Origin of the sequence: Ferrovibrio sp. (assembly GCF_046297595.1) — a bacterium.
GTDB lineage: Bacteria > Pseudomonadota > Alphaproteobacteria > Ferrovibrionales > Ferrovibrionaceae > Ferrovibrio.
Genome location: NZ_JBKBHT010000001.1, coordinates 685,656 through 710,365, shown reverse-complemented (window position 1 = coordinate 710,365; position 24,710 = coordinate 685,656). Strand labels below are relative to the sequence as shown.

At 61.4% G+C, this 24,710-nt stretch carries 27 protein-coding genes; 12 read left to right on the top strand and 15 right to left on the bottom strand.

The window, feature by feature from the left end; genetic code table 11:
• Window position 1 precedes the first annotated feature (1 nt).
• The 11 genes from ACK4FJ_RS03600 to corA all read right to left on the bottom strand — a co-directional run bounded on the left by ACK4FJ_RS03600 (window position 2) and on the right by corA (window position 8,243).
• Entirely contained in the window at window positions 2–1,186 is a 1,185-nt protein-coding gene (locus ACK4FJ_RS03600; protein WP_409764158.1) for an ABC-three component system protein, read from the bottom strand.
• 144 nt (window positions 1,187–1,330) lie between these two features.
• Entirely contained in the window at window positions 1,331–1,651 is a 321-nt protein-coding gene (locus ACK4FJ_RS03595; RefSeq protein WP_409764155.1) for a hypothetical protein, read from the bottom strand.
• 53 nt (window positions 1,652–1,704) lie between these two features.
• Entirely contained in the window at window positions 1,705–2,313 is a 609-nt protein-coding gene (locus ACK4FJ_RS03590; protein WP_409764152.1) for a hypothetical protein, read from the bottom strand.
• 2 nt (window positions 2,314–2,315) lie between these two features.
• On the bottom strand, window positions 2,316–2,708 hold the full coding sequence (locus ACK4FJ_RS03585; RefSeq protein ID WP_409764149.1) for a hypothetical protein: 393 nt from the start codon (window positions 2,706–2,708) through the stop codon (window positions 2,316–2,318).
• Window positions 2,708–3,124 (bottom strand): hypothetical protein, encoded by a 417-nt coding sequence (locus ACK4FJ_RS03580; protein WP_409764146.1) that lies wholly within the window; start codon window positions 3,122–3,124, stop codon window positions 2,708–2,710. Before ACK4FJ_RS03580 ends, ACK4FJ_RS03585 begins: the two co-directional genes overlap by 1 nt.
• A 226-nt stretch (window positions 3,125–3,350) precedes the next feature.
• Window positions 3,351–4,496, bottom strand: a complete 1,146-nt coding sequence (locus ACK4FJ_RS03575) for a primase-helicase family protein (protein ID WP_409764144.1) — start codon at window positions 4,494–4,496, stop codon at window positions 3,351–3,353.
• Window positions 4,493–4,984, bottom strand: coding sequence for a hypothetical protein (locus ACK4FJ_RS03570; RefSeq protein WP_409764141.1), 492 nt, complete (start codon window positions 4,982–4,984; stop codon window positions 4,493–4,495). Before ACK4FJ_RS03570 ends, ACK4FJ_RS03575 begins: the two co-directional genes overlap by 4 nt.
• Complete coding sequence (locus tag ACK4FJ_RS03565) at window positions 4,968–5,594, bottom strand: hypothetical protein (RefSeq protein WP_409764138.1); 627 nt, start codon at window positions 5,592–5,594, stop codon at window positions 4,968–4,970. Before ACK4FJ_RS03565 ends, ACK4FJ_RS03570 begins: the two co-directional genes overlap by 17 nt.
• Window positions 5,594–5,782 carry a helix-turn-helix transcriptional regulator gene (locus ACK4FJ_RS03560; protein ID WP_409764135.1) on the bottom strand — a complete coding sequence of 63 codons (189 nt, stop codon included), beginning with the start codon at window positions 5,780–5,782 and terminating at the stop codon, window positions 5,594–5,596. The genes ACK4FJ_RS03565 and ACK4FJ_RS03560 overlap by 1 nt, the downstream gene beginning before the upstream one ends.
• A gap of 102 nt (window positions 5,783–5,884) precedes the next feature.
• Window positions 5,885–7,051, bottom strand: a complete 1,167-nt coding sequence (locus tag ACK4FJ_RS03555) for a tyrosine-type recombinase/integrase (RefSeq protein WP_409764132.1) — start codon at window positions 7,049–7,051, stop codon at window positions 5,885–5,887.
• Between the two features lie 226 nt (window positions 7,052–7,277).
• Window positions 7,278–8,243 carry a magnesium/cobalt transporter CorA gene (gene corA / locus ACK4FJ_RS03550; protein ID WP_409764129.1) on the bottom strand — a complete coding sequence of 322 codons (966 nt, stop codon included), beginning with the start codon at window positions 8,241–8,243 and terminating at the stop codon, window positions 7,278–7,280.
• Window positions 8,244–8,422: 179 nt separating this feature from the next.
• Between corA and ACK4FJ_RS03545 the strand changes: the two genes are divergently transcribed.
• Both ACK4FJ_RS03545 and ACK4FJ_RS03540 read left to right on the top strand, forming a co-directional pair.
• The gene (locus ACK4FJ_RS03545; protein ID WP_409764126.1) at window positions 8,423–10,609 is read left to right on the top strand and encodes a hypothetical protein; all 2,187 of its coding nucleotides are present in this window, start codon (window positions 8,423–8,425) and stop codon (window positions 10,607–10,609) included.
• A gap of 38 nt (window positions 10,610–10,647) precedes the next feature.
• Window positions 10,648–11,355 (top strand): hypothetical protein, encoded by a 708-nt coding sequence (locus ACK4FJ_RS03540; RefSeq protein WP_409764123.1) that lies wholly within the window; start codon window positions 10,648–10,650, stop codon window positions 11,353–11,355.
• A 2-nt stretch (window positions 11,356–11,357) separates the two neighbouring features.
• On the opposite strand, the gene ACK4FJ_RS03535 is transcribed toward ACK4FJ_RS03540, so the two are convergent.
• A complete protein-coding gene (locus ACK4FJ_RS03535; RefSeq protein ID WP_409764120.1) occupies window positions 11,358–11,894 on the bottom strand; it encodes a flavin reductase family protein in 537 nt (178 codons plus the stop codon).
• 5 nt (window positions 11,895–11,899) lie between these two features.
• Entirely contained in the window at window positions 11,900–13,513 is a 1,614-nt protein-coding gene (locus ACK4FJ_RS03530; protein ID WP_409764117.1) for a tetratricopeptide repeat protein, read from the bottom strand.
• A gap of 272 nt (window positions 13,514–13,785) precedes the next feature.
• On the opposite strand from ACK4FJ_RS03530, the gene ACK4FJ_RS03525 reads away from it, so the two are divergent.
• Genes ACK4FJ_RS03525 through ACK4FJ_RS03495 form a run of 7 tightly spaced genes read left to right on the top strand, consistent with a single transcriptional unit; the run spans window position 13,786 to window position 19,806 of the window.
• Complete coding sequence (locus ACK4FJ_RS03525) at window positions 13,786–14,253, top strand: SUF system Fe-S cluster assembly regulator (RefSeq protein ID WP_409764114.1); 468 nt, start codon at window positions 13,786–13,788, stop codon at window positions 14,251–14,253.
• 17 nt (window positions 14,254–14,270) lie between these two features.
• Entirely contained in the window at window positions 14,271–15,731 is a 1,461-nt protein-coding gene (gene sufB / locus ACK4FJ_RS03520) for a Fe-S cluster assembly protein SufB (RefSeq protein ID WP_409764111.1), read from the top strand.
• 31 nt (window positions 15,732–15,762) lie between these two features.
• The gene (sufC, locus tag ACK4FJ_RS03515; RefSeq protein ID WP_409764108.1) at window positions 15,763–16,512 is read left to right on the top strand and encodes a Fe-S cluster assembly ATPase SufC; all 750 of its coding nucleotides are present in this window, start codon (window positions 15,763–15,765) and stop codon (window positions 16,510–16,512) included.
• Between the two features lie 10 nt (window positions 16,513–16,522).
• Window positions 16,523–17,830 (top strand): Fe-S cluster assembly protein SufD, encoded by a 1,308-nt coding sequence (gene sufD, locus ACK4FJ_RS03510; protein WP_409764106.1) that lies wholly within the window; start codon window positions 16,523–16,525, stop codon window positions 17,828–17,830.
• A complete protein-coding gene (locus ACK4FJ_RS03505) occupies window positions 17,827–19,077 on the top strand; it encodes a SufS family cysteine desulfurase (protein ID WP_409764103.1) in 1,251 nt (416 codons plus the stop codon). Before sufD ends, ACK4FJ_RS03505 begins: the two co-directional genes overlap by 4 nt.
• Window positions 19,077–19,421 carry an SUF system Fe-S cluster assembly protein gene (locus ACK4FJ_RS03500; protein ID WP_409764100.1) on the top strand — a complete coding sequence of 115 codons (345 nt, stop codon included), beginning with the start codon at window positions 19,077–19,079 and terminating at the stop codon, window positions 19,419–19,421. Before ACK4FJ_RS03505 ends, ACK4FJ_RS03500 begins: the two co-directional genes overlap by 1 nt.
• 13 nt (window positions 19,422–19,434) lie before the next feature.
• Entirely contained in the window at window positions 19,435–19,806 is a 372-nt protein-coding gene (locus tag ACK4FJ_RS03495) for a HesB/IscA family protein (protein ID WP_409764097.1), read from the top strand.
• Here ACK4FJ_RS03495 and ACK4FJ_RS03490 read toward each other — a convergent pair whose 3' ends face one another.
• Window positions 19,807–21,396, bottom strand: a complete 1,590-nt coding sequence (locus ACK4FJ_RS03490) for a hypothetical protein (RefSeq protein WP_409764094.1) — start codon at window positions 21,394–21,396, stop codon at window positions 19,807–19,809.
• A gap of 123 nt (window positions 21,397–21,519) precedes the next feature.
• Between ACK4FJ_RS03490 and ACK4FJ_RS03485 the strand changes: the two genes are divergently transcribed.
• From ACK4FJ_RS03485 to ACK4FJ_RS03475, 3 genes are read left to right on the top strand one after another with little or no spacing between them, the layout of a single operon-like run.
• Window positions 21,520–22,242, top strand: a complete 723-nt coding sequence (locus tag ACK4FJ_RS03485; protein WP_409764091.1) for a class I SAM-dependent methyltransferase — start codon at window positions 21,520–21,522, stop codon at window positions 22,240–22,242.
• Window positions 22,239–23,231 (top strand): glycosyltransferase family 2 protein, encoded by a 993-nt coding sequence (locus ACK4FJ_RS03480; protein WP_409764088.1) that lies wholly within the window; start codon window positions 22,239–22,241, stop codon window positions 23,229–23,231. The genes ACK4FJ_RS03485 and ACK4FJ_RS03480 overlap by 4 nt, the downstream gene beginning before the upstream one ends.
• A complete protein-coding gene (locus ACK4FJ_RS03475) occupies window positions 23,228–23,563 on the top strand; it encodes a DMT family transporter (protein WP_409764085.1) in 336 nt (111 codons plus the stop codon). The genes ACK4FJ_RS03480 and ACK4FJ_RS03475 overlap by 4 nt, the downstream gene beginning before the upstream one ends.
• 22 nt (window positions 23,564–23,585) lie before the next feature.
• Here the strand turns inward: ACK4FJ_RS03475 and ACK4FJ_RS03470 are convergent, their stop codons facing one another.
• Window positions 23,586–24,707: a DegT/DnrJ/EryC1/StrS family aminotransferase gene (locus ACK4FJ_RS03470; RefSeq protein ID WP_409764082.1), complete on the bottom strand. Its 1,122-nt coding sequence runs from the start codon at window positions 24,705–24,707 to the stop codon at window positions 23,586–23,588.
• Window positions 24,708–24,710: the final 3 nt, after the last annotated feature.

Genomic DNA, 24,710 nt, shown 5'->3' with positions numbered 1-24,710 from the left:
GTCAATCCTCTGAGTCGTCGGGCTTTGTGGTGGACGTGTAGTCAGGATGCCATCCCACCGTATTGTTATTGGCCAAGATGTGATAGCTGCCGTGTGTTAGAAACCGCTCTCGGACGGAGCGCAAAGGGAAGTCAGCTTCTGTTTCCACCCACTTATACAATATTTTTCCAGCTTGGATTTTGACGTTCGGATCGCACGGATTCGGTAATTCTTCAATCATGGAGGCAAAGCGGGGCTGCCAAGCTTCGATGAGTTGCCGCTCATAGTTTGAGAGAGTTTCTCCATCAACTAGGTCTTCTCGAAGCCAACGGGACCGCTGTTCGGAAGCCCTGTAGAAGTCGCGAATTGCGTATTCAACGCGGCTTCTGCCAATTTCGATTTTGCGCAACTGTCGTACAAAAGGGCGTTTGTCTAATTCAGCAACGACCTCGGGCGATGGCACTGCGCCAGCATAATCTACCGGCAACGAAGCCTTCTTGAACTCCTCTCGTAAGTCATCCAATCGTTGATCGATTGCCAACACTGATACTGGTGTATTGTTTCCTGAGAGTGCGGCAATAACGATGTTGAACCACCATCCCTCAAGCCGCTCGGCAAGCTTGTGGATGTTCTCACGGCTCACTGCATGGTGCAGTTCCAGGACGATCTCATCGTATAAATCCGATATATTTGGTGAGCTATCCAAAATCTGGATGGCTCGGAGCAGAGCCAACCGAATGTCCAGAGGCAAAGCCTTGTATGCTGCGTAGGCGTTGGCATTGTCTTTATTAGTGGAAGTGTTGGCAGTTTCAATCAGTAGATCATCGGCTCGCGATTCATCGCGACCTTGTATTCCTAAATAGGAGGCAGCAGATCCAGTTGGTGCTGTGCTTGTCGTTATGAGTAAGAAGTTTGTACGGAGAACTGCATCTCCATCCTGGGCCACCTTATTCGCCCAAATGAGGAGAGTTTTCCATAGATCAGTGCTGGCATTCGTGAGGCTTCCCGAGCTTCCAATGTGATGTTTTGTTTGGATCAACTGGACGGGTTCGCCCGCGTTTTCAAATGCAACGTCGTCAAATTTCTCGATAGATAATTGTAGTTCAGGTGTGGCTGGTATGGCCCGCAAGCCTGCCAGTAGCGCGTATCGGCACTGATACAGATATCCGGTAACTGATGCGCTTGCGTTATGCTTATTGTCGTTCAATCCCGCGGGCCCCCACCCTACAATCTGCCGCCCCAAAGAGTCCTATACTACCAGTTGGCGCAAAGTAAATGAGGACCTATTCAACCGCACAGCAGGGCGGGATTAACCATTTGCATACGTATGTATTCCCACTTTGTGATATCGTCAGCACTTAACCTCGGTCTGCAAAATCGGCATCTGAATCTGGAACTCAGCTTCGACCACCTTGCAGCCGCTGTGCTGCTCAATGGCCCTGATGTACCGCCTCTTGAGTTTGATGCTGCTGACATCCAGGCCATCGACTGAATAGGCGTCGTATTTGTTGCCGTCATAGCCATAGACGCGAACTACCTTGCCATCGACTATGACCGTGTGCCGAGGTCCGGCGTTGGCGGCGGTAAAGCCAGCAACATATACGTCCGATTGCTCAGCGGTGGTGCAGGCAGCCAAGCTGAGACCGAAGGCGCAAGCCATCAGAATACGCATTTATGCAACCCCCTCGTAAGTTTCAGTGCGACCGGAATCACACCGTCAAATTCTTACGTCGGGATCTGCTTGGCGTTGATATCAAAACTAAGGAAATGACCGTAAACTTGGTTGCGTCCGTAGGCCAAGATGATGCGGGTTCCGATCTTCACCGTGTTCTTCGGGGCGCCCAGGTATCTTGAAGCTGGCACATCTGCCTGCGGGCCTATCCCTCCGGTGTCTCGTTTTGGCGCTGGAGAGATCAGTTCCATCACGCCTCCTAGCATCAGGCTCATGCCCAGGCTCGTGAGGAGGCCGGTTCCACTCAGCGCCCCGGCCTTCACCATTGCGGCGAGGCTCCCTCCTGCTGAGGCGAACGCGGCGACGACCAACACAGCTCCCAGCACGATCTTGAAGAAACCGCCATTACCGCCTCCGCCCCCGGAGAAGTCCGGGACCAGATGGATGTCCTCGACCTCGGTCGGATGGAAAAGCAGGCCAGGGTCCTCAAAGCCTACCACGCGGACGCAATGCCGTTGCTGGCCCGGCTTGGGATTGAGCGCCTTGGTTTGCATGGTGAAGGCATAGATCGCTTCGGCCGCACTTTCGGCCTCAAATTCTGGAAGTGGCCCTCGGTATAGATCGGCGAGGTAGCCATGCAGGATGACACGTTTGCGGGCCATGATCACTTCCTCCTGCTGGCTTCGATCTTCAGCCGGAAGGCTTCTTGCTTGGCGAGCGACTTTCGACCGGCATCGCTTTCGCGTTTGCGCTTGGCTGTGAATTTCAGGAAGCGGGCCACATCGGCAGATGTGGCAAGCCCCTCGATGTGGATGAAATAGAATGGAGGAATTTTAGGGTTGATGAGCGGATCGTCAGCTTCGCACTTTGCTGCAAGTAATCCTTGTGTGTATTCCTCAGCGGTATGCAGGTGATACCGCCCGCAACGAGGGCATTTGGCCCAAGTGTCATAGTTATCGGCTTGGTAGCTCTCGGCCACGGGTATTAAAGGGCTTGAAGCTTTGAAATTGAAAGCTTTTAAAGTCTCGGCAGGCCATGTCGTTGGGTTCATGTACATCAGGGATTCTCCATGCGGATAGGGGAGCACGACTTGAGGGCGAACTTCTGAGAGGGAGGCACCAGATCCGGATCTGGGCGCCCAAGCCATTTACGATGCGATGCCATCATATGTTCTTTTCCAAGTCCCTCGGTTAGTTCGGCGAACTCGGGTGAGCGGTGCAGGAAGTCATCGATAATTTCATCGGGTGTTTTCTGGCCATCGCTCGCCCAACTCAAAACATCAGCCAGCCGATACCAAACCTTCCCTTTCTGATCTCGGGACCATTCCGGCCCAGTGCCTCTTAGGCGCCAGTTGCGAAGACTGACCAGGCTGCGGTCAGTCATTGCCGACAACTCGAAGCTGGTAATCCAGCACCAGGGCGAGAAATCTCGATTCAGGTTCCGAAGGGCGATAGGGACCATTTTCTTGTTCATCGGCCCGCCCGGAATTTCTTAACGTCGTAATAACAACCCCATTCAGGGGTGAGTGAGTGTGCAGGTGTGCATCCCCAAAAAACTACGCGAGAGAAAAAATGGAATAGGAAGTAGGAGCGTGAGAGGTGGGATAGAGAGAAATTAGGGAAGAGGTTTTGACACCCTGCACACTCACTCACCTGTACGAGGGGCGGGGCGTCATCCCATCTTTCCAGCCTGTATGTCATCAGGCGACCCTCCGTTGCCCCTGTAGGGCCTCCCGGATGGCTTCCGGCGTGGCTTGGAGCCACAGTTCTGGGCGCCGGATCGCCCAGGGGCTAACCTGGATTCCTTGGCCCAGCCGGATGCGGGGTAGCTTCGCCGCTCCCAGGCCCTTCAGGACGCCCAAAACCGCCTGGGTGGTTGCCCTGGGCACGTCCTGCCGCACAGCCTGTAGGACGGCCTCCAGGGTGACGACATCACCGTCGAGGGGAGACACACCCTCAGTCAGCATGTGGCGGATGGCCCACTCCATAGGCGTTCGGCTGTCCTCGATCATTTCCGCCTTTGCATTTGTCATTGGGGGCGGTGCTGCCGGATTGAAGCCCGTCAGATCTACGGTTTCGAGGTGTCGCCGGAAGACACCGGCATTCTGTTCAATCCAATCGGCTAGGACGGTGTAGTAGGCCGGCTCCTTTGGTTCCGCAGGGCTGTCGATCACAAACCATCGACGGTCGCCTGGCTCAACGTGGATGGCATGTCTGTGATTCGAGAACGCAAGGCCACTAAATAGAACTTTTACTCTACGCGGACGCTGATTTTTAATGTTCACCCATTGCTCGTCAGCCGTGATCTGGGACTTCAGCGTGTTGCCGAGTTCGAGGCGCCCTGCTGCCATAAGTTCTTCGACAATCAAGAGCAATACGCCCTCGATATAATCTTGAAACCCGGAGCGCAGTTCTTCGGTTGAGACTTCGCGGCAGTTGCTCGGACCAATGATCAACTTCATCAACCGACCGAGCAGGGATTTTCCAGTTCCCGGCTTGCCGGTAATGAGGATTACAAAGCGGAGCCGCTTGCCGGGATTCTGGATCAAGTACGCAAGAGCTTGGATCAGATATCTGCGATAAGACGCATCGGGAACGAGGTATTCAATATGCTGCAAGCCCATTGACGGATCGCCCTCGACCGGCGCAGCTCCATCATTTACCCAGTTGTTGATGTAGGTGCCATCAGGGCGTTCAACGATTCTACTCATTCCCGGCTCACACACGAAATCGATGGCCCGAATTACCCTGTCATAGTTCAAGAGCTTTTTTGGGGCGGCACTGTTTTTGATCTCTCCGGAAAACAGGTCGCCGAACTGCTCTTTCGATAGTCGAAGTTTGCTCATAGCTCGACAAACTCCCCTGTCGAAATGACGTAAGCAAAGCGGCAACTCAACCGCACAACTGGATCAGTGAGTTGGATTGGGGAGCGAATCTTCCCTGCGTAGGGACAACCTGCGCAGTGTTCTGTACCGCCCAGCTCGTCCGCAATCCGCTTGCAGGTAGCCGGGCCATACTTGGCGGCGTGATCGAACTTGGCGTCCGTTTCTTCGGGGTCGTACCCTGAGTATGGAGCCGACCATTTATGCATGAACTCTCGGCCGTCGTCACACTTGGACAAGAGCGTAGCCAAAGCTTTCCAGCCTGGTTCAGTAAGGCTTGCTGCGCCGTCGATGCAAACTCGTTTGATGTAGGCACAGTGCTCCAATCCTTTGGCTGATTGGCCGTCGTCAGGCCCGCGCCTTTCGGTGTGCTGAGCTTTACCCGTCTGTTTCCGCTTCGGAGTTTCTGAGGCCGCGAGATGGGGCACAAACTGCTCAATGCTGTAGCGCATTTTCGTCGCTCCAGTATTCAACAGTCACAGGACGGGGTTGGCCCGGAATCTTCAAATTCCAAGTTCCAGGTAACCGCAGAACTCGCGCCAGGTCGCCGGTGAAATCAAATTTCCAGCCGTGCCGACTTCCCAGTTCGATGATGCGACGCTGCCACCCAGCCAGCATGGCGGCAGCCTTTTGGCGGTCTGCTTCATCGCTGAATACCCACGGCTTTTCAAATAACCAGTAACAATGGACTCCGCCCCCAGTCCATACGACCGCAGACGGCTTCATCGGCAGAGAGATAATGAAGCCTTTTATCTGCTTCTCAGTCGGCAAAGCCGTTTGCTTGTGCCCGGGACCAAGAATATCGCCATCCCACCAGAACCCCGGAATTCCGCAGACGCTTGCTGAGCCTCCCCGCTGCCTCGGTCCCGGAGCTACAGCTTGGATTCCGGGCGCGTAGTAGATCTGGGACGTAAGCCCAACGGCTTCTGCGCGTTCGGCGAGCCGATTGAGTTCGTTAGAGGGAAACGAAAAAGTAGTCTTGGAAGGTAGTTCTAAGCCGACAATATGACCTGGAATTTGGTTCAGCCGTAGTTTCGCGATGAACTCAAGGCATGTCGGCATCAACGCACCTCTGCCGTTTCGTTGCGCTTCAGCCAGGTTTCCACTGCTTCGCGCCGGTAGAAGACCTGTCGCCCGGCCTTGGTACGGGCGGGGCCAATGCGCCGCGCATGCCAACGCCATAGCGTGCAGAGGCTCACGCCAAGAAGGTGGGCCAGTTCGTCGGCGGAGTAGTAGTTCAGTTTGTCCATCGCAGAGGCTCCTTGACTGATTGCGATGGCTGAACGTTAGGGCCTCTGAACGAGGGCGAAAATCGTATCGTTGAGCTTTGGTGAAATCCGGTTCATCTCAATTTACTTACGTGTGATCTTGCGATTTACGACTTGACGCCCTACCACATTGACGGCAGCGCGCAGCGCAGTGTCATGCAGATGGGCGTACCGCATCGTTGTTGCAGCCTGGCTATGTCCCAGCAAGCTGCCGATGACTGGCAAGGACAAGCCGCTCGAAACAGCAAAGCTTGCAAAGCTGTGTCGCAGATCATGCATCCGAACGTCAGTTAATCCGGCTTTTTCCCGAATAGCCTGCCAGTGGACATCTATTTCAGTCTTCCAGCCGTCTCCCTTCGTGGTCGGGAACAGAAACTCCTCCGATGTACGGTCCTGCTTCATGCGGGCTAGAACCTGTACCGCGGGCGCCGACAACGGAACGCGATGCTCCCGCTTTTGCTTGGTTCGAGTGGGAGGTTTGCTCCATACGCCGGCTTCAAGGTCGAACTCATGCCATCGCGCTCCCAACACCTCTGAGCGCCGTGCGCCCGTTAGAATCAGCAGCCGAATGACGTTCGCTGAAGTCTGATTGTGGAACTGGTCCAGGACCGGATTGAGCCGCTTCAGCTCATCTGCTGAGAGAAAGCGGTTCTTTCCTCGTTCAGCATGGCGGTGAAAGCCAATGGTGGGATTCTTGTCGATCAATCCCCATCGGATCGCCAGTCCGAAGGCATGTCGCAACTGGACAAGGACGCGATTGGCGCGAACTTGGCCCTTATTCTGGCTGACCCAGCGATGCAACTCGTCGCAGTCGGTCGGTTTAATGTCGCGGAGTTTCCGCGTCCCCAGCCGTGGGACCAGGATCTGTGAACCGATCCTGGCCAGATCCTTGGCCCCTTTGTCGGCCAGCTTAGGGCCATGCTCCTCTTCGTACCGCTTCCAGAACTCGGCTACCGTAACGGCTTCCCGCTGCTCAATTCGCTCCTGCATTGGGTCGTGGCCCTGGTCGATTAGGCGCCGGAGCCTCTTCGCCTCGTCTCGGGCAGCCGTGACGGACCATGCCGGCCACTTGCCAAGTGTGAGCCGCCGCTCCACGCCAGAGACCGTGTAGTTCAGCACGAAACTGACGGCGCACTGAGCCGTAATCCTGACCGCGAAGCCGACCACGTCGGTGTCGTGAATTCGGATGTTCCCCTTCTGGGGAGGAGCCAGCTTTTTGACGAGCTGTTCGTTCAGTTTTTGTCGCGCCATGTCCGTCCTGTGTCCGAAATCGGGTCGGACACAGGTGAGAGCGAGTGAACTTGAGTGACAACGAACGCGATCCTGTTCTTGCGCTAAGTTGCTGGGGCACTTAATACTTCGCAGCAACGTCAAGCGGTTGGGAAAGTAGCCCTGTCAGGACTCTTAATCAGCGGGTCCCAGGTTCGAGCCCTGGTGCGCCCACCATTTTTCCTCCACCTGCCGAATCAAATCCCGCTTACAGCCAGCCGCTCTTCTTGAAACGCCAGTAGAGCAGGCCGCAGATGCCGCCCATCACCAGCAACGCGGCGGGATAGCCATATTGCCATTTCAGTTCCGGCATGAATTCGAAATTCATGCCCCAGATGCCGGCGAAGGCGGTGGCCACGGCGAAGATGCCGGCCCAGGCCGCCAACCGCTTGTTCACTTCGCTTTCCTCGATGGTCACCATGGCGAGGTTCACCTGGATCGCGGTGCCGATGGTGTCGCGGATGCTGTCGATCGAGGCGTTGATGCGCACCAGGTGATCGGAAACATCGCGGAAATATTCCTGCATGCTGCCGCAGACGCGCGGCACCCGGCCGCCATGCAGCTTGGAAACCGCTTCCATCAGTGGCGCCACGGCGTGCTTGAGCTGCATCACCTTGCGTTTGAGATCATACAGCCGCTCGATATTCTGCCTTGCCGCGCCCTTGGTGAAGATCTGGTCTTCGATCTCTTCCAGCTCGGTCTCGAAGGCATCGATCACCGGGAAATAACGGTCCACCACCGCATCCATCAGGGCGTAGAGGATGAAGCCCGAGCCCAGCTTCAGCAGTTCCGGCTCGCGTTCGCAGCGGTCGCGCACGCCCAGGAAGGTCTGGCTGCTGCGGTTGCGCACCGACAGCACGAAGTCGCGACCGACGAAAACATCCACCTCGCCCACTTCCAGCTCGCCATTCACGATGGTCAGCAGCTGCATCACCACAAACAGGCAATCGCCGTATTCCTCGATCTTGGGGCGCTGATGGCCGTGCTGGGCATCTTCGACGGCCAGGTCATGCAGGCCGAATTCGGTCTGCATCTCGGCCAGCTCGTCATGCGTGGCGTCCTTGAGCGCGACCCAGACCACGGTGTCGGGCCGGCCGATATAATCGCTGATCTTCTGGATTGGCAGGTCGGCCAGTTTCTCGCCCTGGCGATAAGCGACGCAATTGATCAGCATCGGATTCCACTCCCCCTGTCCGCAGCATGGCTAGCAGGTTCGGCGCCATCATGGCCAGACCCTAGTTTCGTTCGTCTCCCGTTCCGGCTGGATCGGCCTCGTCGGGGCTGCCCACAGCCGCTAATATTATCAAAGGGGGACAAGCAGGCCGCCTTGACCACCGCAGGATGAGGAACGCCATGGCAGCCCAGGACAACGACACCGCATCGCCACGCCATCGCTGGCGCTTTTTTCGTGCCGGCGGTTTCGATCAGGTGCGCATCGAGACAGCAGAAGACCTGCGCCACCTGTCGCAACTCGACCAGAAACTCTGGCTGGCCCTGAGTTGCCCCACCGGCAGCGTCGAGTTCGACCGTCGCACGCTCGACCTGATCGACAGCGACCATGATGGCCGTATCCGTGTGCCTGAATTGCTGGAAGCCGTGCGTTGGGTCTGCGGTCTGCTGCGCGATGCCGATGCGCTGTTCGCCGGCCATGCCGAATTGCCGCTGGCCCTGATCGACGACAGCCATGCCGAAGGCGCCCGCATCCTTGCTTCGGCAAAACGCATTCTCACCAATATCGGCAGACCCGGCGCGGCAGCAATCACGCCCGAGGATGCTGCCGATGTGCAGCGCATCCTGGCCGGCACCACGCTGAATGGCGACGGCATCGTGCCGCCCGGCGCGGCGAAGGAGCCGGAGACAGTCGCGGTACTCAAGGAGATCATGGCGCTGGCTGGCGCCAGGCCCGATCGTGGCGGCGAGACCGGAATCAGCAAGGAGGAGGCGGAAGCCTTCTTCACTGCTATCGATGCCTATCTCGCCTGGTGGGACGAGGCCCATGCGAAGCCGGAAATTCTGCCGCTCGGCGAGGCGACACTGCCGGCCGTCGAGGCCTTGCAGGCAGTATCGGCAAAGGCCGACGATTATTTTTTCCGCTGCCGCCTGGCGGCCTACGATCCGCAGGCCGGTGCCGCGCTAAATGCCGATGCCGTGGATTTTGCGGCCATAGCCGATGGCAATCTGTCGGCCGGGGCTGCGGCCGTCGCAGCCTTCCCACTGGCGCGCGTTGCGGCAGAACGTCCGCTGCCGTTGCGGGACGGCGTCAATCCGGCCTGGGCCGATGCGGTGGCAAAGCTGCGCGAGGCGACGGTGCTGCCCCTGCTCGGTCCGCGCGAGATGCTGAACGAGGCGGAATGGCGCGACCTGCAGGCTCGTCTCGGCCCGGCCATCGGCTGGCTGGCGCGCAAGCAGAGCGGGCTGGTCGAGAAACTGGGTGCCGCCCGGGTGCGTGAGATCGCTGCATCCGGCGTGAAGGAGAAGGTGGCGGCGCTGATCGCGGCCGATGCCGCGCTGGCACCGGAATTCGAGGCTATCGCCGCCGTCGAGACGCTGGCGCGATACTTGCGCGACCTGGTGCCGCTCCTGAACAACTTCATTTCCTTCCGCGATTTCTACACGCGGCGCGGCAAGGCGATCTTCCAGGTCGGCACGCTCTATATCGATGGCCGTTCCTGCGACCTCTGCATCCGGGTGGAGGACCCTGCCAGGCATGCCACGCTGGCCACGCTCAGCCGCATCTATCTGCTTTATTGCGATTGCGTGCGGCGTGGCAGCAACGAGAAGATGACCATCGCTGCCGCCATCACCGGCGGCGATGCAGACCAGCTCATGGTCGGTCGCAATGGTGTGTTCTACGACCGCCAGGGCCGCGACTGGGATGCCGTGGTGGTCAAGATCGTCAGCCATCCGATCAGCATCCGCGAGGCGTTCTGGCTGCCGTTCAAGAAGGTGGGCAAATTCATCGGCGAGCAGATCGAAAAATTCGCTGCCGCACGCAGCAAGGCGAGCGAAACGCAGATGACCCAGAAACTGCTGGAAACCGGCAGCCAGGCCCTGGGCGGCGCGCCCGCCGCACCGGCCGCCGCCGCACCGCCGCCGCCGGCCTTCGATGTCGCCAAATTTGCCGGCATCTTCGCCGCCATTGGCCTCGCCATCGGCGCCATCGGCACCGCGCTGGCTTCGGTGGTCACCGGTTTCCTCAATCTGGCCTGGTGGCAGATTCCCCTGGCGATCATCGGCGTCCTGTTGCTGATCTCCGGCCCCTCGATGGTGATCGCGGCGATGAAGCTGCGCCAGCGGAATCTCGGCCCGCTGCTGGATGCCAATGGCTGGGCGGTGAACGCACGCGCGCTCATCAACATCCCCTTCGGCGGCAGCCTGACGCAGCTGGCGAAACTGCCGCCCGGCTCAGAACGCGCCCTGACAGATCCCTTCGCCGAGAAGCGGCAGCCCTGGGGCTGGTATCTGCTGCTCGCTCTGGTAGTCGCCGTGGGTATCGCCGGCTGGCGTTACGGCTGGTTCGCCCGCCTGTTCGGCGGTTAACCAAAGACGCGGGCGGGGGAAGCGGCTAGGATATCGGCATGACGTTGCAACCGCGCTTCTTCAGCCCCATCGGCACGCTGCCCCATGCCGACCGCCTCGGCTTCCTGACCCAGGATGTGCGGGCGGCCGGTACCGTGCTGGGTTTTTTCAGCGCGGCCGCAGCCTTGGGTGCGCGGCCCGATGAACTGGCCCTGCTGGTCTGCCGTCGCCACAATCCGCAGGATGTGCATCGCCAGATCGTGGTGGTCTTCCACAAGGATGGTCCCTTCACCGACGCCATGCAGCGGCTCTACCGCGCCCATGGCCGGCCGCTGGGTTTCGAGGCACAGAAACGCTGGTGCGCGGTTCCCGAGCCGAGTTTCCTGGCCGACGAGACCTATGCACTGCTCGCGGCGCGGTTTCCCAATCTGCTGCTGATCGAGGAAATGCCCGATGGCAAGCTGCAGATCGCCGTCTATGCCTCGGCGGGCTTCAAGCAGCATCCGAAACTGAAACTCGGACCGCTGCTGCCCGAGATCAAGGCCCAACCTGCCCCGCGGCCTGCCGCCAAGGTCACGCCCTTGCCGCCACGCCCGCGACGGCTGCCCGACAGCCCGGCGACCAGGCCAGCCGCCTATGCGGCGGCGCAGGTGGTGCCACTGCGGCCGCGCAAGCTGCGCAGCGCGGTGGCGCTGAACGAGACGGTGGAACGCCAGGTCGTGGACGAATTCCGCCGCCTGCTGCGTACAGTTGCGCTCTATTCCTGAAATTATTCCTGCGGGGTTACCAGCGGTCCGGTGCACATGTAGGCGCCGTCCTGATAGACCAGCGGCGCCACATCCGAACGGCATTCCACCCGCACCACACGCCCGATGCAGACCGAATGCGTGCCATAGGCATGCAGCGCCTCGACCTCGCAGAAGATATTTGCCTGTGCATCGGCCAGATAGGGCACGCCGTCGGAATCGCTCAGCCATTCCCCTTCCGAGAACCGCGCCTCGCCATCCAGCGCGCCGCTGAAGACTTCCGACAGGCGTTGCTGGCTGCAATGCAGCAGGTTGATGCAGATCCGCCGGCCGAGGCCGAGCTGGGCATGCAAAGCCGCCGAGCGGTTCACGCAGGCCAGTACGGCAGGCGGATTGGCCGAAACCGAGGTGACCGCCGTGGCCGTCATGCCGTGGCGCAGGCCGCTTTCGGAACGGGTGGAAATCACCGTCACGGTGGCGGCCAGCCGGCGCATGGCGGCGCGGAAAGCGGTTTCCAGCGGGATGGCTGGCTCGGCGGCGGGATGTAGCGTGGAATCCATGGCCGCTAAGATGTAGTGGAGAGTGGGGTCCGCTTCAATTCCGCGGCCACGGATTCTGCCAGGCCGCGCCAGTCATTGGCCGCCGGCTGGCGCCACAGCCGGGCCGTCGGATACCAGGGCGTGGTTTCTCCTTCCAGGCCCCAGTACCAGTGCGGCGAAATGCCTTTGTGCAGCAGCACCCATGTCGGCTTGCCTAGCGCGGCGGCCATGTGGGCCGTGGTGTTGCTGGTGGTGATCACAATGTCCATGGCCGCCACCTGGGCGGCGAAGGCATCCAGGTCCTTGAGCTGGTCGATTTCCGCGTCGACCAGCAGTTCGGCGCCGCAGGCAGTCTTCAGGGCTGCGCGGTCGGCTGCGCGGTTGCCATATTGCAGGTCGATGAAGCGATAGCCGGGCAGGGAGAGGAACGGCGCGAAATCGGCAAGCTGGGCCGATTTGGGCGCACCCAGTTTCGGATTGGCGGAATGCCAGGCCAGGCCCACCAGCGGGCCATCGTGTCCGGCGCGGTATCGCGCCCGCAGGGCCTCGGCGCGCGCCATGTCGGCCCGCAGCGGCAGCACACCGGTGCAATCGGCCGGCGATTGCCGGAAAACCTGGGCCAGGTCGAACAACGTGGCCTGCACGACAAGATCGGGTTCCCGCAGCCGGGCATGGGGCGGGTTGGTGCGGGCATAGGTCTCGATGCCGGGAAAACTGCGCTGCAGAATTGGGATCATGCGCGGATCGCATTCCACCACCGGCGCGATGCTGCGCTGCTGCAGTTCCGGCATCAGGCTCCACAGCACCAGCGACTCGCCCACGCCCTGTTCGGTGAACAGCAGCATCTTGCCATCCGGCGGCAGGTTTTCGCCGCGCCAGAACGGCTGGGTGAAGGGGCGCTTGTCGACCTCCGTATCGGCCAGGCTCCAGCGTGCCGCGAAATGCGGCCAGGCTTCGCGATACTGTCCTTTCACCATCAACGCCACGGCATAGCGCATATGCGCCTCACCGTCGCCGGGCTTGGTCTGCCAGGCGCGGTGATACCAGTGCAGGGCGGTTTCGATATCGCCGTTGTAGCGCTGCACGTCGCCCAAGGCGATCATCAGTTCGACGTTGTCGCCCGGCAGTTTGACGGGTGCCTCGAAGGTAGCCTTGAAGGCGGCTTCGGCGCCGGTCACATCGCCCAATGCTGTCAGTGCAATGCCAAGATTCTTGTGGAACATGGCGATGCCTGGATTGAGCGCGATGGCCCGCCGCAGGATCGCGACCGCTCCGGCATGGTCATGCCGGTTGATCAGTGCAGCGCCCAGGTTGCTCATGGCCTCGGCGTAATCGGCTTTCAGCCGGATCGCGGTTTCATAGGCTTTGACGGCGGCATCCAGGTCGCCGACTTGGCCCATCAGGTTGCCGTAGTTGTTATGGGCCTCGGGATAGTTCGGTGCCAGGGCAATGGCCTGGGCCAGACTGGCGCGGGCCGCATCGGCATCGCCATTCAGGCGCAGCAATTCGCCCAGATTGTTGTGATAGAGGGGTTGGCGGCCATTCAGGGTGATGGCCTGGCGCAGCAGGGGGATCGCCTCTGTCGTGCGGCCCGCGGCATGCAGCCGCAGCGCCTGATCGTTCAGGCGGTTGGCTTCCATTTGCCCCGTTGCCGGCGGGGCCCCCGCCGGACTGGGTGTACTGGCCATTTTTGCCTGTGCCCGCCGTTGTTTACGATTCACTGCCACCTCCGAAGATCCGGGAATATTAACCTTTGCACCGGCAGCCCTTAAAACGGGTTTAAAGTCCGCCCACATCGCCTTGACTTCCGGTTTCCGGAAATCATCTTGCAAACCAGACCGGAATGGTCTTATTTGCCGCCGGGGAATCAGACCGATCCGGTCTGGTTTCGTAATTGCGAAGGATTTGCAACATGTTGCGTCTGAGCCGCCTGGCCGATTACGGCGTGATGGTGATGGCCCATGTGGCGGCCGAACCGGACGGCGTGCATAACGCCGGCGACGCGGCCGCGGCTACCGGCCTGCCGGGTCCGACGGTTGCCAAGATCATGGCCAGGCTGTCTCGGGCCGGCCTGCTCTCGTCTCAGCGCGGCGCCCGCGGTGGTTATCGTCTGGCCGGCAAGCCCGGGGACGTCTCGGTGGCTGCCATCGTCACCGCGCTCGATGGCCCTATCGCGTTGACGCAATGCTCCAGCAACCACCAGCCCAGCGCCTGCGACCGTGAGAATCTCTGCGTGTCGCGCCGTGGCATCAACCGTATCAACACGGCCATCCGCACCGCGCTGGAAAGCGTGACCCTGGCCGAACTGGCCCGGCCCTACGATTTCTTCGGCCCCTATCCGCCGCGTGCGGATGCGGGCGTGACCGACAACGCCGAGTAACGAAGGACAGCTGCCCCATGGCTGCCAATGCCCAAACCATCGAAACCGTCGAAAGCCTGGCCGGCGAATACAAGTACGGCTTTGTCACCGACATCGAATCCGAAATCCTGCCCAAGGGTCTGAGCGAAGACACCGTGCGCTTCATCTCGGCCAAGAAGGGTGAGCCACAATGGATGCTCGACTGGCGACTGAAGGCCTATCGCGCCTGGCTGCGCATGGCGAAAGAGAAGGGCGAACCGTCCTGGGCCAAGGTCAGCTATCCCGAGATCGACTTCCAGGATATCCACTACTACGCCGCGCCGAAAAAGAAGACGCTGAAAAGCATCGATGAGGTCGATCCAGAGCTGCTCGCCACCTACGAGAAGCTGGGAATCCCGCTGAAGGAGCGTGAAATCCTGGCTGGCGTGGCGGTGGATGCCGTGTTCGACAGCGTCTCGGTCGCCACCACTTTCAAGGAAAAGCTGAAAGACCTTGGCATCATCTTCTGCTCGATGTCGGAAGCCGTGCGCGAGCATCCCGATCTGGTGCAGAAATATCTCGGCTCAGTGGTGCCGATCACCGACAATTTCTATGCCACGCTCAATTCGGCGGTGTTCTCCGACGGCTCCTTCGTCTACGTGCCGCCGGGCGTGCGCTGCCCGATGGAACTCTCCACCTATTTCCGCATCAACGAGGCCAAGACCGGCCAATTCGAGCGCACCCTGATCGTCTGCGACAAGGGCGCCTATGTCTCGTACCTGGAAGGCTGCACGGCGCCGATGCGCGACGAGAACCAGCTGCATGCCGCCGTGGTCGAGCTGGTCTGCATGGAGGATGCGGAAATCCGCTACGCCACTGTGCAGAACTGGTATCCCGGCGACAAGGAAGGTCGTGGCGGCATCTACAATTTCGTCACCAAGCGCGGCGCCTGCCGTGGCGCGCGGTCGAAGATTTCCTGGACCCAGGTGGAAACCGGCTCGGCCATCACCTGGAAATATCCCAGTGTGATCCTGCAGGGCGACGACAGCGTGGGCGAATTCTATTCCGTCGCGGTTGCCAATAATGCCCAGCAGGCCGATACCGGTACCAAGATGATCCACCTGGGCAAAAACACCAAGTCGACCATCATTTCCAAGGGCATCTCGGCCGGCAAGGCGCAGAATACCTATCGCGGCCTAGTGCGCGTGATGCCGGGCGCTGCCGGCGCGCGCAACTACTCGCAATGCGACAGCCTGCTGATCGGCGACCGCTGCGGCGGCCATACCGTTCCCTACATCGAGGTGAAGAACCGCTCGGCCAAGGTCGAGCACGAGGCCACCACCTCGCGGATTTCCGACGACCAGCTTTTCTACTGCCGCCAGCGCGGCCTGTCCGAGGAGGATGCCGTCTCCACCATCGTCAACGGTTTCTGCAAGGAAGTACTGCAGAAGCTGCCGATGGAATTCGCCGTCGAGGCGCAGAAGCTGCTCGGCGTCAGCCTCGAAGGCTCGGTCGGCTGAGCGAAAAAAGAATACACAAGGACCTGCCCCCATGCTTGAGATCAAGAACCTGCACGCCAAAGTCGACGGCAAGGAAATCCTGCACGGCATCGACCTGGTTATCAAACCGGGCGAGATTCATGCGGTGATGGGCCCGAACGGCTCGGGCAAATCCACCCTGTCCTATGTGCTGGCCGGCCGCGACGGTTACGAGGTCACGGAGGGCGACATCCTGCTGAACGGCCAGAGCCTGTTGGAGATGGATCCGGAAGAGCGTGCCCGCGAAGGCATCTTCCTGGCCTTCCAGTATCCGGTCGAAATTCCGGGCGTGGCCAATGCCACTTTCCTGCGTTCGGCGGTGAATGCGGTGCGCAAGCACAAGGGCCTGGCCGACATGGACGCCATGACCTTCCTCAAGACCGCCAAGGCTAAGATGAAGCAGCTGCAGATGGACGAGAAATTCCTGCAGCGCGCCGTCAATGTCGGCTTCTCGGGCGGCGAAAAGAAGCGCAACGAGGTGTTCCAGATGCTAATGCTGGAACCCAGCCTGATGATCCTGGACGAGACGGATTCGGGCCTCGACATTGATGCGCTGAAGGTCGTGGCCGAAGGCGTGAATGCCCTGCGTAGTCCGGAACGTTCCGCTCTGGTCATCACGCATTACCAGCGCCTGCTGGACTATATCGTGCCCGATGTTGTGCATGTGCTGGCCAAGGGCAAGATCATAAAGACTGGCGGCAAGGAACTGGCGCTCGAGCTTGAGGCCAAGGGCTATGCCGATATCGTCGCGGATGCGGCCTGAGGGATCGCCGATGTCCGCTCCGTCTTTCATCGACCGTCTCAGCGACGCCCACCGGGCCGCGGCGGCCAGCCTGCCCGGCGCCGCCCTGCCCGAGGTGAGTGCGCGTCGTCGGGCCGCGCTGGACAGCTTTCTGCGTCATGGCTTGCCGACCGCGCGGCTGGAAACCTGGAAATTCACCAGCCTGACGGGCCTGGAGCGGCAGGTGCCGCCGAAGCCTGCCAATGAAGGCAGCGTGGATGCGGCGCGCCTGAAGGCTGCCGCGCTCAGGGCCGACGCCTTCCGCCTGGTTTTCGTCAATGGCCATTTTGACGCGGCGACCTCGAAGCTGGCCGGCCTGCCCAAGGGGGTGCGGCTGTTGCCGCTCAGTCAGTCTGGAGCCGAACTGCCGGCGGTGCTGGCCTCGGCGGGCGACGACCGCGCCGCCGCCCTGGCCGAACTCAATGCCGCCTTCGCCAGCGACGGTCTGCTGTTGCAGGTCGATGATGGCGTGGTGCTGGATCGCCCGGTCGAACTGGTTGCATTCGGGGCACCGGCTTTGGTCAACCTGCGGCATATGGTGCGCTTGGGCCGAAAGTCGGAAGTCGTGCTGGTGGAAAGCTATCGCGACGCCGGTTCGGCCGAGGCCGGCTGGAGCAACATCGTAGCCGGCATCGAACTGGCCGAGGGCGCGAAGCTTACGCATATCCGCCTACAGGGTGAGACTGTCGCCACGTATCACGCGGCCCTCGGCCGTGTGTCGGTGGGTGCGGATGCCCGCTATGCCCATGTCTCGGTGCAGGCCGGCGGCAAAATCGCACGCCATGAATTGCGGGTCGAATTCGCCGGCAGCAATGCCGAAGTCGATATTCAAGGCCTGGTGCTGGTGCACGGCACGGCGCATATCGATCATACCCTGCATCTGCATCACGCTTTGCCCGACTGCCGCAGCAACCAGCTGTTCAAGCATGTGGTCGACGAGCAAGGCCATGCGGTGTTCCAGGGAGGCATCCGCGTCGCCCCGCATGCCCAGAAAACCGACGCCCAGCAGCTCAGCCGCACGCTGCTGCTGGCCGACCGGGCGCAGATCGACACCAAGCCCGAGCTCGAGATCCTGGCCGATGACGTAAAATGCAGCCACGGCGCCTCCATCGGCGATGTGGACCCGCAGCAGCTTTTCTACATGCAGGCCCGTGGCATTCCCGTCGCCGAGGCCCGCCGCCTGCTGCTCAGCGGCTTCGCCTATGAGATCGTATCGGCCGTGCCGGAAGGCGCGTTGCGCGACCATGTCGAGGCCTTCGTCGAGGCCTGGTTGGCCCAGGAGAAAGGCGGCCGGCCATGACCGCACTCGCGGCCGTGAAGCCCGCCGCCGGTTTCGACATTGATCGCATCCGCGCCGATTTCCCCATCCTGGCGGAGAAGGTCTATGGCAAGCCGCTGGTCTTCCTCGACAGCGGCGCCAGCGCGCAGAAGCCGCGCGTGGTGATCGATGCCATGACGCGCCTGCTGGAGCATTCCTATGCCAACGTGCATCGCGGTATCTACAGCCTGAGTCAGTCGGCCACCGATCAGTTCGAGAAGGCGCGCGATATCGTGGCGCGTTTCATCGGCACGCCCGACAGCCGGGAAATCGTCTTCACCCGCAATGCCACCGAAGCGATCAATCTGGTCGCCTATAGCTGGGGTCAGGCTTTCCTGAAGGCCGGCGACGAGGTGTTGATCTCGCATATGGAGCATCACGCCAATATCGTGCCGTGGCAGCTTTTGCGCGACCGCATCGGCATCGTGCTCAAGGTGGCGCCGGTGAACGATGCCGGCGAGCTGATCTGGGACGAATTCGTTAAGCTGATCGGCCCCAGGACCAAGCTGGTGGCGATCACTCATGTCTCCAACACGCTGGGCACCATCGTGCCGGTGGCCGACGTGGTGCGCGTGGCGCACGAGAAGGACGTCAAGGTTCTGATCGACGGCAGCCAGGCCGTGCAGCATATGCATGTCGACGTGAAGGCGCTGGATGTCGATTTCTATGCCTTCACCGGCCACAAGCTTTATGGCCCGACCGGCATCGGCGTGCTCTATGCCAAGGCCGCCTTGCTGGAGGCGATGCCGCCCTGGCAGGGTGGCGGCGACATGATCCTGTCGGTCACCTTCGAAAAGACCGAATACAACGACATCCCGCACAAGTTCGAAGCCGGCACGCCGGCCTTCGTCGAAGCCGTTGGTTTGGGCGCCGCCATCGAGTATGTGCAGTCGATCGGCCTAGAGGCCATCGCGGCCCATGAGCATGACCTGCTGGTCTATGCCACCGAGAGGCTGCAGGCGATCAACAGCCTGCGCATCATCGGCAATGCAAAAGACAAGGCCGGAGTGATCTCCTTCGTGCTGGAAGGCATCCATCCCCACGATATAGGCACCATTCTCGACCGCGAAGGCATTGCCGTGCGCGTCGGCCAGCATTGCGCCCATCCGCTGATGGAGCGGTTCGGCGTGCCGGCCACGGTGCGGGCCTCGTTTGGTCTGTATAATACCCGGGCGGAGGTGGATGCCCTCTGCGCCGGTCTGCAGCGCGTCAGGGAGATTTTCGGGTGATGAGCGCGGAAGCCAAGAAGCAGGATGCCCCTGCCAGCCTGGAAGACTTGCGGGAGCAGGTGGTCGAGGCGGTGAAAACCGTCTACGACCCCGAAATTCCGGTTAACATTTACGAACTCGGCCTTATATACAAGGTCGAGGTCAACGAGGCCCGCGACGTCCAGATCGAGATGACGCTGACCTCGCCGAATTGTCCGGCCGCCCAGTCGATGCCTGCCGAGGTGGAGCAGAAGACCCGCTCCATCGACGGCGTCGGCGAGGTGACCGTCGATGTAGTTTGGGATCCGCCGTGGTCGCCGGAGCATATGTCCGAAGCGGCCCGGCTGGAACTCGGGATTATGTAAGGAGCTGCCCGCGATGGCGAGCACAGACATGGCAACCCCGCCGGCCCGTCCGGCCTTCAAGCCCGTCACCCTGACCGATGCGGCGGCGGAGCGCGTACGCGCCCTGATCGCGCAATCCGACAAGCCGGTGATCGGCCTGCGCATCGCGATCAAGACCAAGGGCTGCTCGGGTTTCTCCTACGACATCCAGTACGCCACTGAAAAAGAGAAATTCGACGAGGTGGTGGAGGATAAGGGTGTCACGATCCTGATCGAGCCCAAGGCGCAGATGTATATCTTCGGCACCGAGATCGACTGGTCGGAAGACAAGCTGCAATCGGGTTTCGTGTTCCGCAATCCGAACGAAAAGGGCCGCTGCGGCTGCGGCGAGAGTTTCCACGTCTGATTATTTGACGTCTTCGCGGCGGCGATAGATCGTGAATCGCCCGAGGTCCAGCGCTTTTTCGTAATCCTCGAAGCGCTTGGCGAATAGCGGATTGCGCGAGAAATATTCCAGATAATCGAAGGTGTCGCCCTGGCAGCGCGGAATGCCGGCGACATTGTCGATGATCAGCAACGAGGGTTTCTTCTTATAGAAATCCTCGGCCACGCTGCGGAAGACGAAGGATTCGGCGGCGCTCATCGCGTCCGGCGGGTTGTACAGCGGCGCCAATTCCTCGCAGCCGGCATAGGCACCCTGCACCATCCACATGCTCTCGAAGCGCATAGTCATGCGCATGTTCAGATAGTTCAGCATCGGGAAATGCGGATAGATGCCGGGCGACAGCACCAGGATGTAGTCGTTGCGCCGTTCTTGCTTCACCGCATGCATCAGGCGCTTCAATTCGGATTCTGGGTATTCGATCTGCTTGAAGAATGGTCGACTGTGCAGGCCTTCCTGGTAAAAGATCAGAAGCATCAGGGCGGCGGCAAACAGCTTGGCCGGCCGGCTATCGCCGCGTTTCGGCCACACCACATGATCCATCACATGGGCGATGATCACGCCGGCCAGCAGCAGGGTGAGGGCCTGGGCGGGCAGGGCATGATAGGACCAGCCCTTGCCCTGGGCGTAGCCCGAGAGCAGACCGCCGAACCCGGCCAGGCAGATCACACGGGCCAGATGCGAGCGCATCGCCAGAAAGGCGGCGATGGCCAGCAGCGGCAGGATGGCGGTCGGGGGGCCCAGATTGGCGCTGAGCACTAGGTCGAGGATGCTGTTCTGGCTCACCTCGCTGTAGAAGCTCTGGGCCAGCGGCAGGGCGACGGTGAAATATTCCGGCGTGACGATGACGGCGAACAGCGCGTGTGCCACGCAGACCGCGAAGACCGACCATGGCGCGGGATCGGCCAGGCTGCGGCGCAGGCCAAGCTGGCTGACGACATAAAGTTCGACGAAAAGCGGGATCCCGAGGAAATACGGCTTCATGGCGAAGCCGAAACCCGCCATCAGTCCGGTGGCGATCTTCAGACGGTTCGACAATGCCTCGCCATCGGCGCGCCCGCTGGCCACCAGCAGGTAGGGCATGGTCAGCACCAGCATGATGTGTTCGCGCTGGCTGAACATGTCGTTGGGATAGACGATCAGCAGGAACAACAGCAGCAAGGGCAGCAGGGCATCCGCGGTGGCATGGGCGGGATCGAGGCTGGCGGCCAGCACCCAGCGGCAGGTGATGAAGGAGGCGGCAATACCTAAGCCAAGCAGGGCGATCAGAACTGTGGTGCCGGGCAGGCCGGTGACGCTGGCGATCGCCTCCGGCAGCAGATGGACCACGAAGACCAGTGGCGTGTTCATGTCGATGGCATCGACATAAAGCTTGCCGCCGCCCAGCCAGACCTTCGAGATATACAGCAGCACGGCTGTGTCATGGTTGATCGGCGGGAAGAAATAGCCGCCGATCCAGGCCGTGCAGACCGCCAGGACCAGCAGGTGGAGCAGGCGCGGCCAGTCCAGGCCGCGGCGCTGGATCGCCTCTGTCGTCGGGGAAGACTGGCTCATGATGGGCGTAGGGGTGTATTTCCGGACTGGCGGATGCTAGGGCCGACTTGGTAAATCATTCGCTTAACTATAAAGCAATTGGAAAACCGGCAGGGGCGAATGGAGCGGGCTGAATACCACCGGATGGCGACCCTGGAGGATACCATGTGGTGGTACCGCGCCCTCCATGCCGGGCTGGCCGACCGCCTTGGCCCGGCCGGAGCCACGGGCGGGCTTCCCGCCGGCAGCCGGCTGCTTGATGCGGGCTGCGGCACCGGTGGGCTGTTGGCCCGCCTGAAGGCCGCCAGGCCTGACCTTGCCTTGTTCGGCCTGGAATTCGACCCCGAGGCCGCAGCCATCGCCGCAGCCAAGACCGGCCTGCCGGTCCGGACCGGCTCGGTGAACGCGCTGCCTTTTGCCGACGAGGCCTTCGACGCGGTGGTCAGCGCCGACGTGCTGTGCCATGCCGGGGTCGACCAGGTTGCTGCGCTGGCTGAGTTCCGGCGCTGCCTGAAGCCCGATGGGCTGCTGCTGCTCAACCTGCCGGCCTATCAATGGCTGGCCTCTGCCCATGACCGTCATGTCCATAATGTCCGTCGCTATACGGCTGGACAGGCACGTCGACTGGTCCAGGAGGCCGGTTTCGGCCGCATCGCCTGCGGCTATTGGAACAGCCTGCTGTTTCCGCTAATGCTGCTGCACCGGCTGATGGCCGGGCAGGACGAGGCCGCCAGCGACGTGCGGCCTTTCCCCGCCTGGCAGGAAAGCCTGTTCACAGCTGTTACCGCTGCCGAACGCCGCCTGGCTCGCCATGGCCTCCGGCTGCCCTTCGGCGGTTCGGTCTGGGTCGAGGCCCGTACGTCATGAACCATCCCGCCGCCACAGTCTCCGAAAGCTTTTCGCCGGCCTTTGCCCTGTCCATCGTCGTGCCGGTCTATAACGGCGCCGAAAGCGTGCCGACTCTGGTGGAGGCACTGGCCAAGCTCGACGTGCCCGGCGGGCATGAGATCGTGCTGGTCAACGATTGCAGCCCCGACAATTCGCTGGAGGTCTGCCGCGAGCTCTGCCGCCGCAACGAGGTGGCGCTGACAGTGGTGAATCTCGCGCGCAATTTCGGCGAGCATAATGCGGTGATGGCCGGCCTGAGCCACGCGCGCGGCGCCTATATCATCAACATGGACGACGACCTGCAAAACCCGCCCGAGGAAGTCGTACGGCTCTGGCAATATGCCAGGGATAACGATTACGACGTCGTCTACACCTATTATGCTGAAAAGCAGCATGCCGCCTGGCGCAACCTGGGCAGCCGGTTCACAAACTGGTGCGCAGACTTCCTGCTCGACAAGCCCAAGGGCCTGTATCTGTCCAGTTTCCGCTGCATGAGCGCGTTTACCGCGCGCAACATCCTGCTCCATACCGGGCCATTCCCCTATGTGGATGGCCTGATCATGCAGGTGACCCAGAAGATCGGCCGACTGCAGGTGCAGCACCTGCCGCGCGCCGGTGGGCGCAGCAATTACACGATCCGCCGCCTGGTGCGGCTGTTCATGTCTATGTTCCTCAATTTCTCGGTCATGCCGCTGCGCATCGGTACGCTCACCGGCTTTGTCATGGCCGGCCTCGGACTGCTGGTTTTCCTCATCATCCTGGTCGAGGCGCTGTTCGGCCGCACACCGCAGGGCTATGCCTCGGTGATGGCGGCGATCCTGCTGCTGGCAGGTGTGCAGCTCATCATGCTCGGCCTGGTCGGCGAATATCTCGGCCGTCTGTTCCTCACCGTGAACAGGAAACCGCAATTCATCGTCCGTGACGTCGAACGCAACGCGCGGGCCGGCGAAGAGAAGGGCGTATCATGACCTGGTTCTATGTTGCCCTGGCCGCGGGCATCCTGCTGGGTGTCGCTGGTCAGATCCTGCTGAAGGCTGGTGCCAGCGGCGAGACGCTGCTGCAGCAATTCCTTTCGCCGCAATCGATCATTGGCCTTGCGCTCTATTTCGCCGCCGCCGTCTGTTACATGTTGGCCCTGCGCAAAATTCCGGTCTCGATCGCCTTCCCCAGCGTATCGCTGTCCTACGTGCTGGTGGCCCTGCTCGGTTTCTGGCTCTATGGCGAGGCGCTCACGCCGGCCAAGCTGGGCGGCATAGCCCTGGTCTGCGCCGGGGTTTTTCTGATCACACGCTCCGCCTGATTATTGGCGGCCTGAACCCGGCTCAGCCCCAGATCTCCCGCACGGCCGCGATCACCGTATCCACCTCGGCGTCGCCAAGCTGCGGATAGAGCGGCAAGCTCAGAACGCTTTTCGCGGCCCGTTCGGTGCGCGGCAGGCCGCCGGGGCCCAGAGCGACGCGACCCTTGTAGGCCGGCTGCAGATGCACCGGCACCGGGTAGTGGATCAGCGTACCCACACCGCGTTCCTTCAGTTTCGCCTGCAGTTCGTCGCGCCGTGCGCCGGCATCCACCACATAGAGATGGTACACGGGTGACGCGCCCGGTCGCACGGCCGGCAATCCCAGGCCATCGAGGTCGGCCAGGCCGGCAGTGTAGCGCGCGGCGATGGCCTGGCGCCGCGCCGTGTCGGCCGGCAGGTTGCCGAGCTTGACGCGCAGGATGGCGGCCTGCAGGGGATCGAGCCGGCTGTTCATGCCGGCGATGCCGCTGATATAGCGTTCGCGCCAGCCATACTCGCGCATGGCCCGCAGCGTTTCGGCCAGCGCATCGTCGTCCGTAGTGATGATGCCGCCATCGCCGATGGCGCCCAGGTTTTTGGTCGGATACAGGCTATAGGCCGCGGCCTTGCCCCAGCGACCGACCATGCGGCCGTTCAGTGTCGCGCCATGGGCCTGGGCATTGTCTTCCAGCAGGATCAGGCCGTGCCGCTCTGCGATGGTGGCAATATCAGTGATGGCGGCCGGCTGGCCGTAGAGATGTACCGGGATCACGGCCTTGGGTTTGGGCGTCTGTTTCGGCCAGCCTTTCAGCACGGCTTCCAAAGCGGCGGGCGCCATGGTCCAGTAATCGTCGATATCCACCAGCACCGGCGTGGCGCCGGCCAGTTCTATGGCAGCCACCGTGGCGACGGCCGTATGCGACACGGTGATCACCGCATCGTCTGGTCCGACCCCCATGCCGCGCAGGGCAACGATCAGGGCGTCGGTGCCGCTGGCCACCGCGACGGCGTGTTTGCTGCCGGTATAGGCGGCGAATTCCCGCTCGAAGGCGGCCACTTCCTCACCCTGGATATACCAGCCGGCTTCCAGCACGCGGGCGATGGCGGCATCGATGGCGTCGCGCTGGGCCAGATAGGCGGCTTTGGGGTTGGTCTGCGGAATCATCGT

Excerpts from the sequence above, each read along its gene's own strand:
- ACK4FJ_RS03495 (WP_409764097.1), top strand. The coding sequence starts at position 19,435 with ATGGCGAGCACAGACATGGCAACCCCGCCGGCCCGTCCGGCCTTCAAG.
- ACK4FJ_RS03490 (WP_409764094.1), bottom strand. The coding sequence starts at position 21,396 with ATGAGCCAGTCTTCCCCGACGACAGAGGCGATCCAGCGCCGCGGCCTG.
- ACK4FJ_RS03480 (WP_409764088.1), top strand. The coding sequence starts at position 22,239 with ATGAACCATCCCGCCGCCACAGTCTCCGAAAGCTTTTCGCCGGCCTTT.
- ACK4FJ_RS03580 (WP_409764146.1), bottom strand. The coding sequence starts at position 3,124 with ATGAACAAGAAAATGGTCCCTATCGCCCTTCGGAACCTGAATCGAGAT.
- ACK4FJ_RS03585 (WP_409764149.1), bottom strand. The coding sequence starts at position 2,708 with ATGTACATGAACCCAACGACATGGCCTGCCGAGACTTTAAAAGCTTTC.
- ACK4FJ_RS03590 (WP_409764152.1), bottom strand. The coding sequence starts at position 2,313 with ATGGCCCGCAAACGTGTCATCCTGCATGGCTACCTCGCCGATCTATAC.
- ACK4FJ_RS03545 (WP_409764126.1), top strand. The coding sequence starts at position 8,423 with ATGGCAGCCCAGGACAACGACACCGCATCGCCACGCCATCGCTGGCGC.
- ACK4FJ_RS03535 (WP_409764120.1), bottom strand. The coding sequence starts at position 11,894 with ATGGATTCCACGCTACATCCCGCCGCCGAGCCAGCCATCCCGCTGGAA.
- ACK4FJ_RS03555 (WP_409764132.1), bottom strand. The coding sequence starts at position 7,051 with ATGGCGCGACAAAAACTGAACGAACAGCTCGTCAAAAAGCTGGCTCCT.
- corA (WP_409764129.1), bottom strand. The coding sequence starts at position 8,243 with ATGCTGATCAATTGCGTCGCTTATCGCCAGGGCGAGAAACTGGCCGAC.
- ACK4FJ_RS03560 (WP_409764135.1), bottom strand. The coding sequence starts at position 5,782 with ATGGACAAACTGAACTACTACTCCGCCGACGAACTGGCCCACCTTCTT.
- ACK4FJ_RS03485 (WP_409764091.1), top strand. The coding sequence starts at position 21,520 with ATGGCGACCCTGGAGGATACCATGTGGTGGTACCGCGCCCTCCATGCC.
- ACK4FJ_RS03505 (WP_409764103.1), top strand. The coding sequence starts at position 17,827 with ATGACCGCACTCGCGGCCGTGAAGCCCGCCGCCGGTTTCGACATTGAT.
- ACK4FJ_RS03500 (WP_409764100.1), top strand. The coding sequence starts at position 19,077 with ATGAGCGCGGAAGCCAAGAAGCAGGATGCCCCTGCCAGCCTGGAAGAC.
- ACK4FJ_RS03575 (WP_409764144.1), bottom strand. The coding sequence starts at position 4,496 with ATGAGCAAACTTCGACTATCGAAAGAGCAGTTCGGCGACCTGTTTTCC.
- ACK4FJ_RS03570 (WP_409764141.1), bottom strand. The coding sequence starts at position 4,984 with ATGCGCTACAGCATTGAGCAGTTTGTGCCCCATCTCGCGGCCTCAGAA.
- ACK4FJ_RS03595 (WP_409764155.1), bottom strand. The coding sequence starts at position 1,651 with ATGCGTATTCTGATGGCTTGCGCCTTCGGTCTCAGCTTGGCTGCCTGC.
- ACK4FJ_RS03565 (WP_409764138.1), bottom strand. The coding sequence starts at position 5,594 with ATGCCGACATGCCTTGAGTTCATCGCGAAACTACGGCTGAACCAAATT.
- ACK4FJ_RS03525 (WP_409764114.1), top strand. The coding sequence starts at position 13,786 with ATGTTGCGTCTGAGCCGCCTGGCCGATTACGGCGTGATGGTGATGGCC.
- sufC (WP_409764108.1), top strand. The coding sequence starts at position 15,763 with ATGCTTGAGATCAAGAACCTGCACGCCAAAGTCGACGGCAAGGAAATC.
- ACK4FJ_RS03475 (WP_409764085.1), top strand. The coding sequence starts at position 23,228 with ATGACCTGGTTCTATGTTGCCCTGGCCGCGGGCATCCTGCTGGGTGTC.
- sufD (WP_409764106.1), top strand. The coding sequence starts at position 16,523 with ATGTCCGCTCCGTCTTTCATCGACCGTCTCAGCGACGCCCACCGGGCC.
- sufB (WP_409764111.1), top strand. The coding sequence starts at position 14,271 with ATGGCTGCCAATGCCCAAACCATCGAAACCGTCGAAAGCCTGGCCGGC.
- ACK4FJ_RS03530 (WP_409764117.1), bottom strand. The coding sequence starts at position 13,513 with ATGGAAGCCAACCGCCTGAACGATCAGGCGCTGCGGCTGCATGCCGCG.
- ACK4FJ_RS03470 (WP_409764082.1), bottom strand. The coding sequence starts at position 24,707 with ATGATTCCGCAGACCAACCCCAAAGCCGCCTATCTGGCCCAGCGCGAC.
- ACK4FJ_RS03540 (WP_409764123.1), top strand. The coding sequence starts at position 10,648 with ATGACGTTGCAACCGCGCTTCTTCAGCCCCATCGGCACGCTGCCCCAT.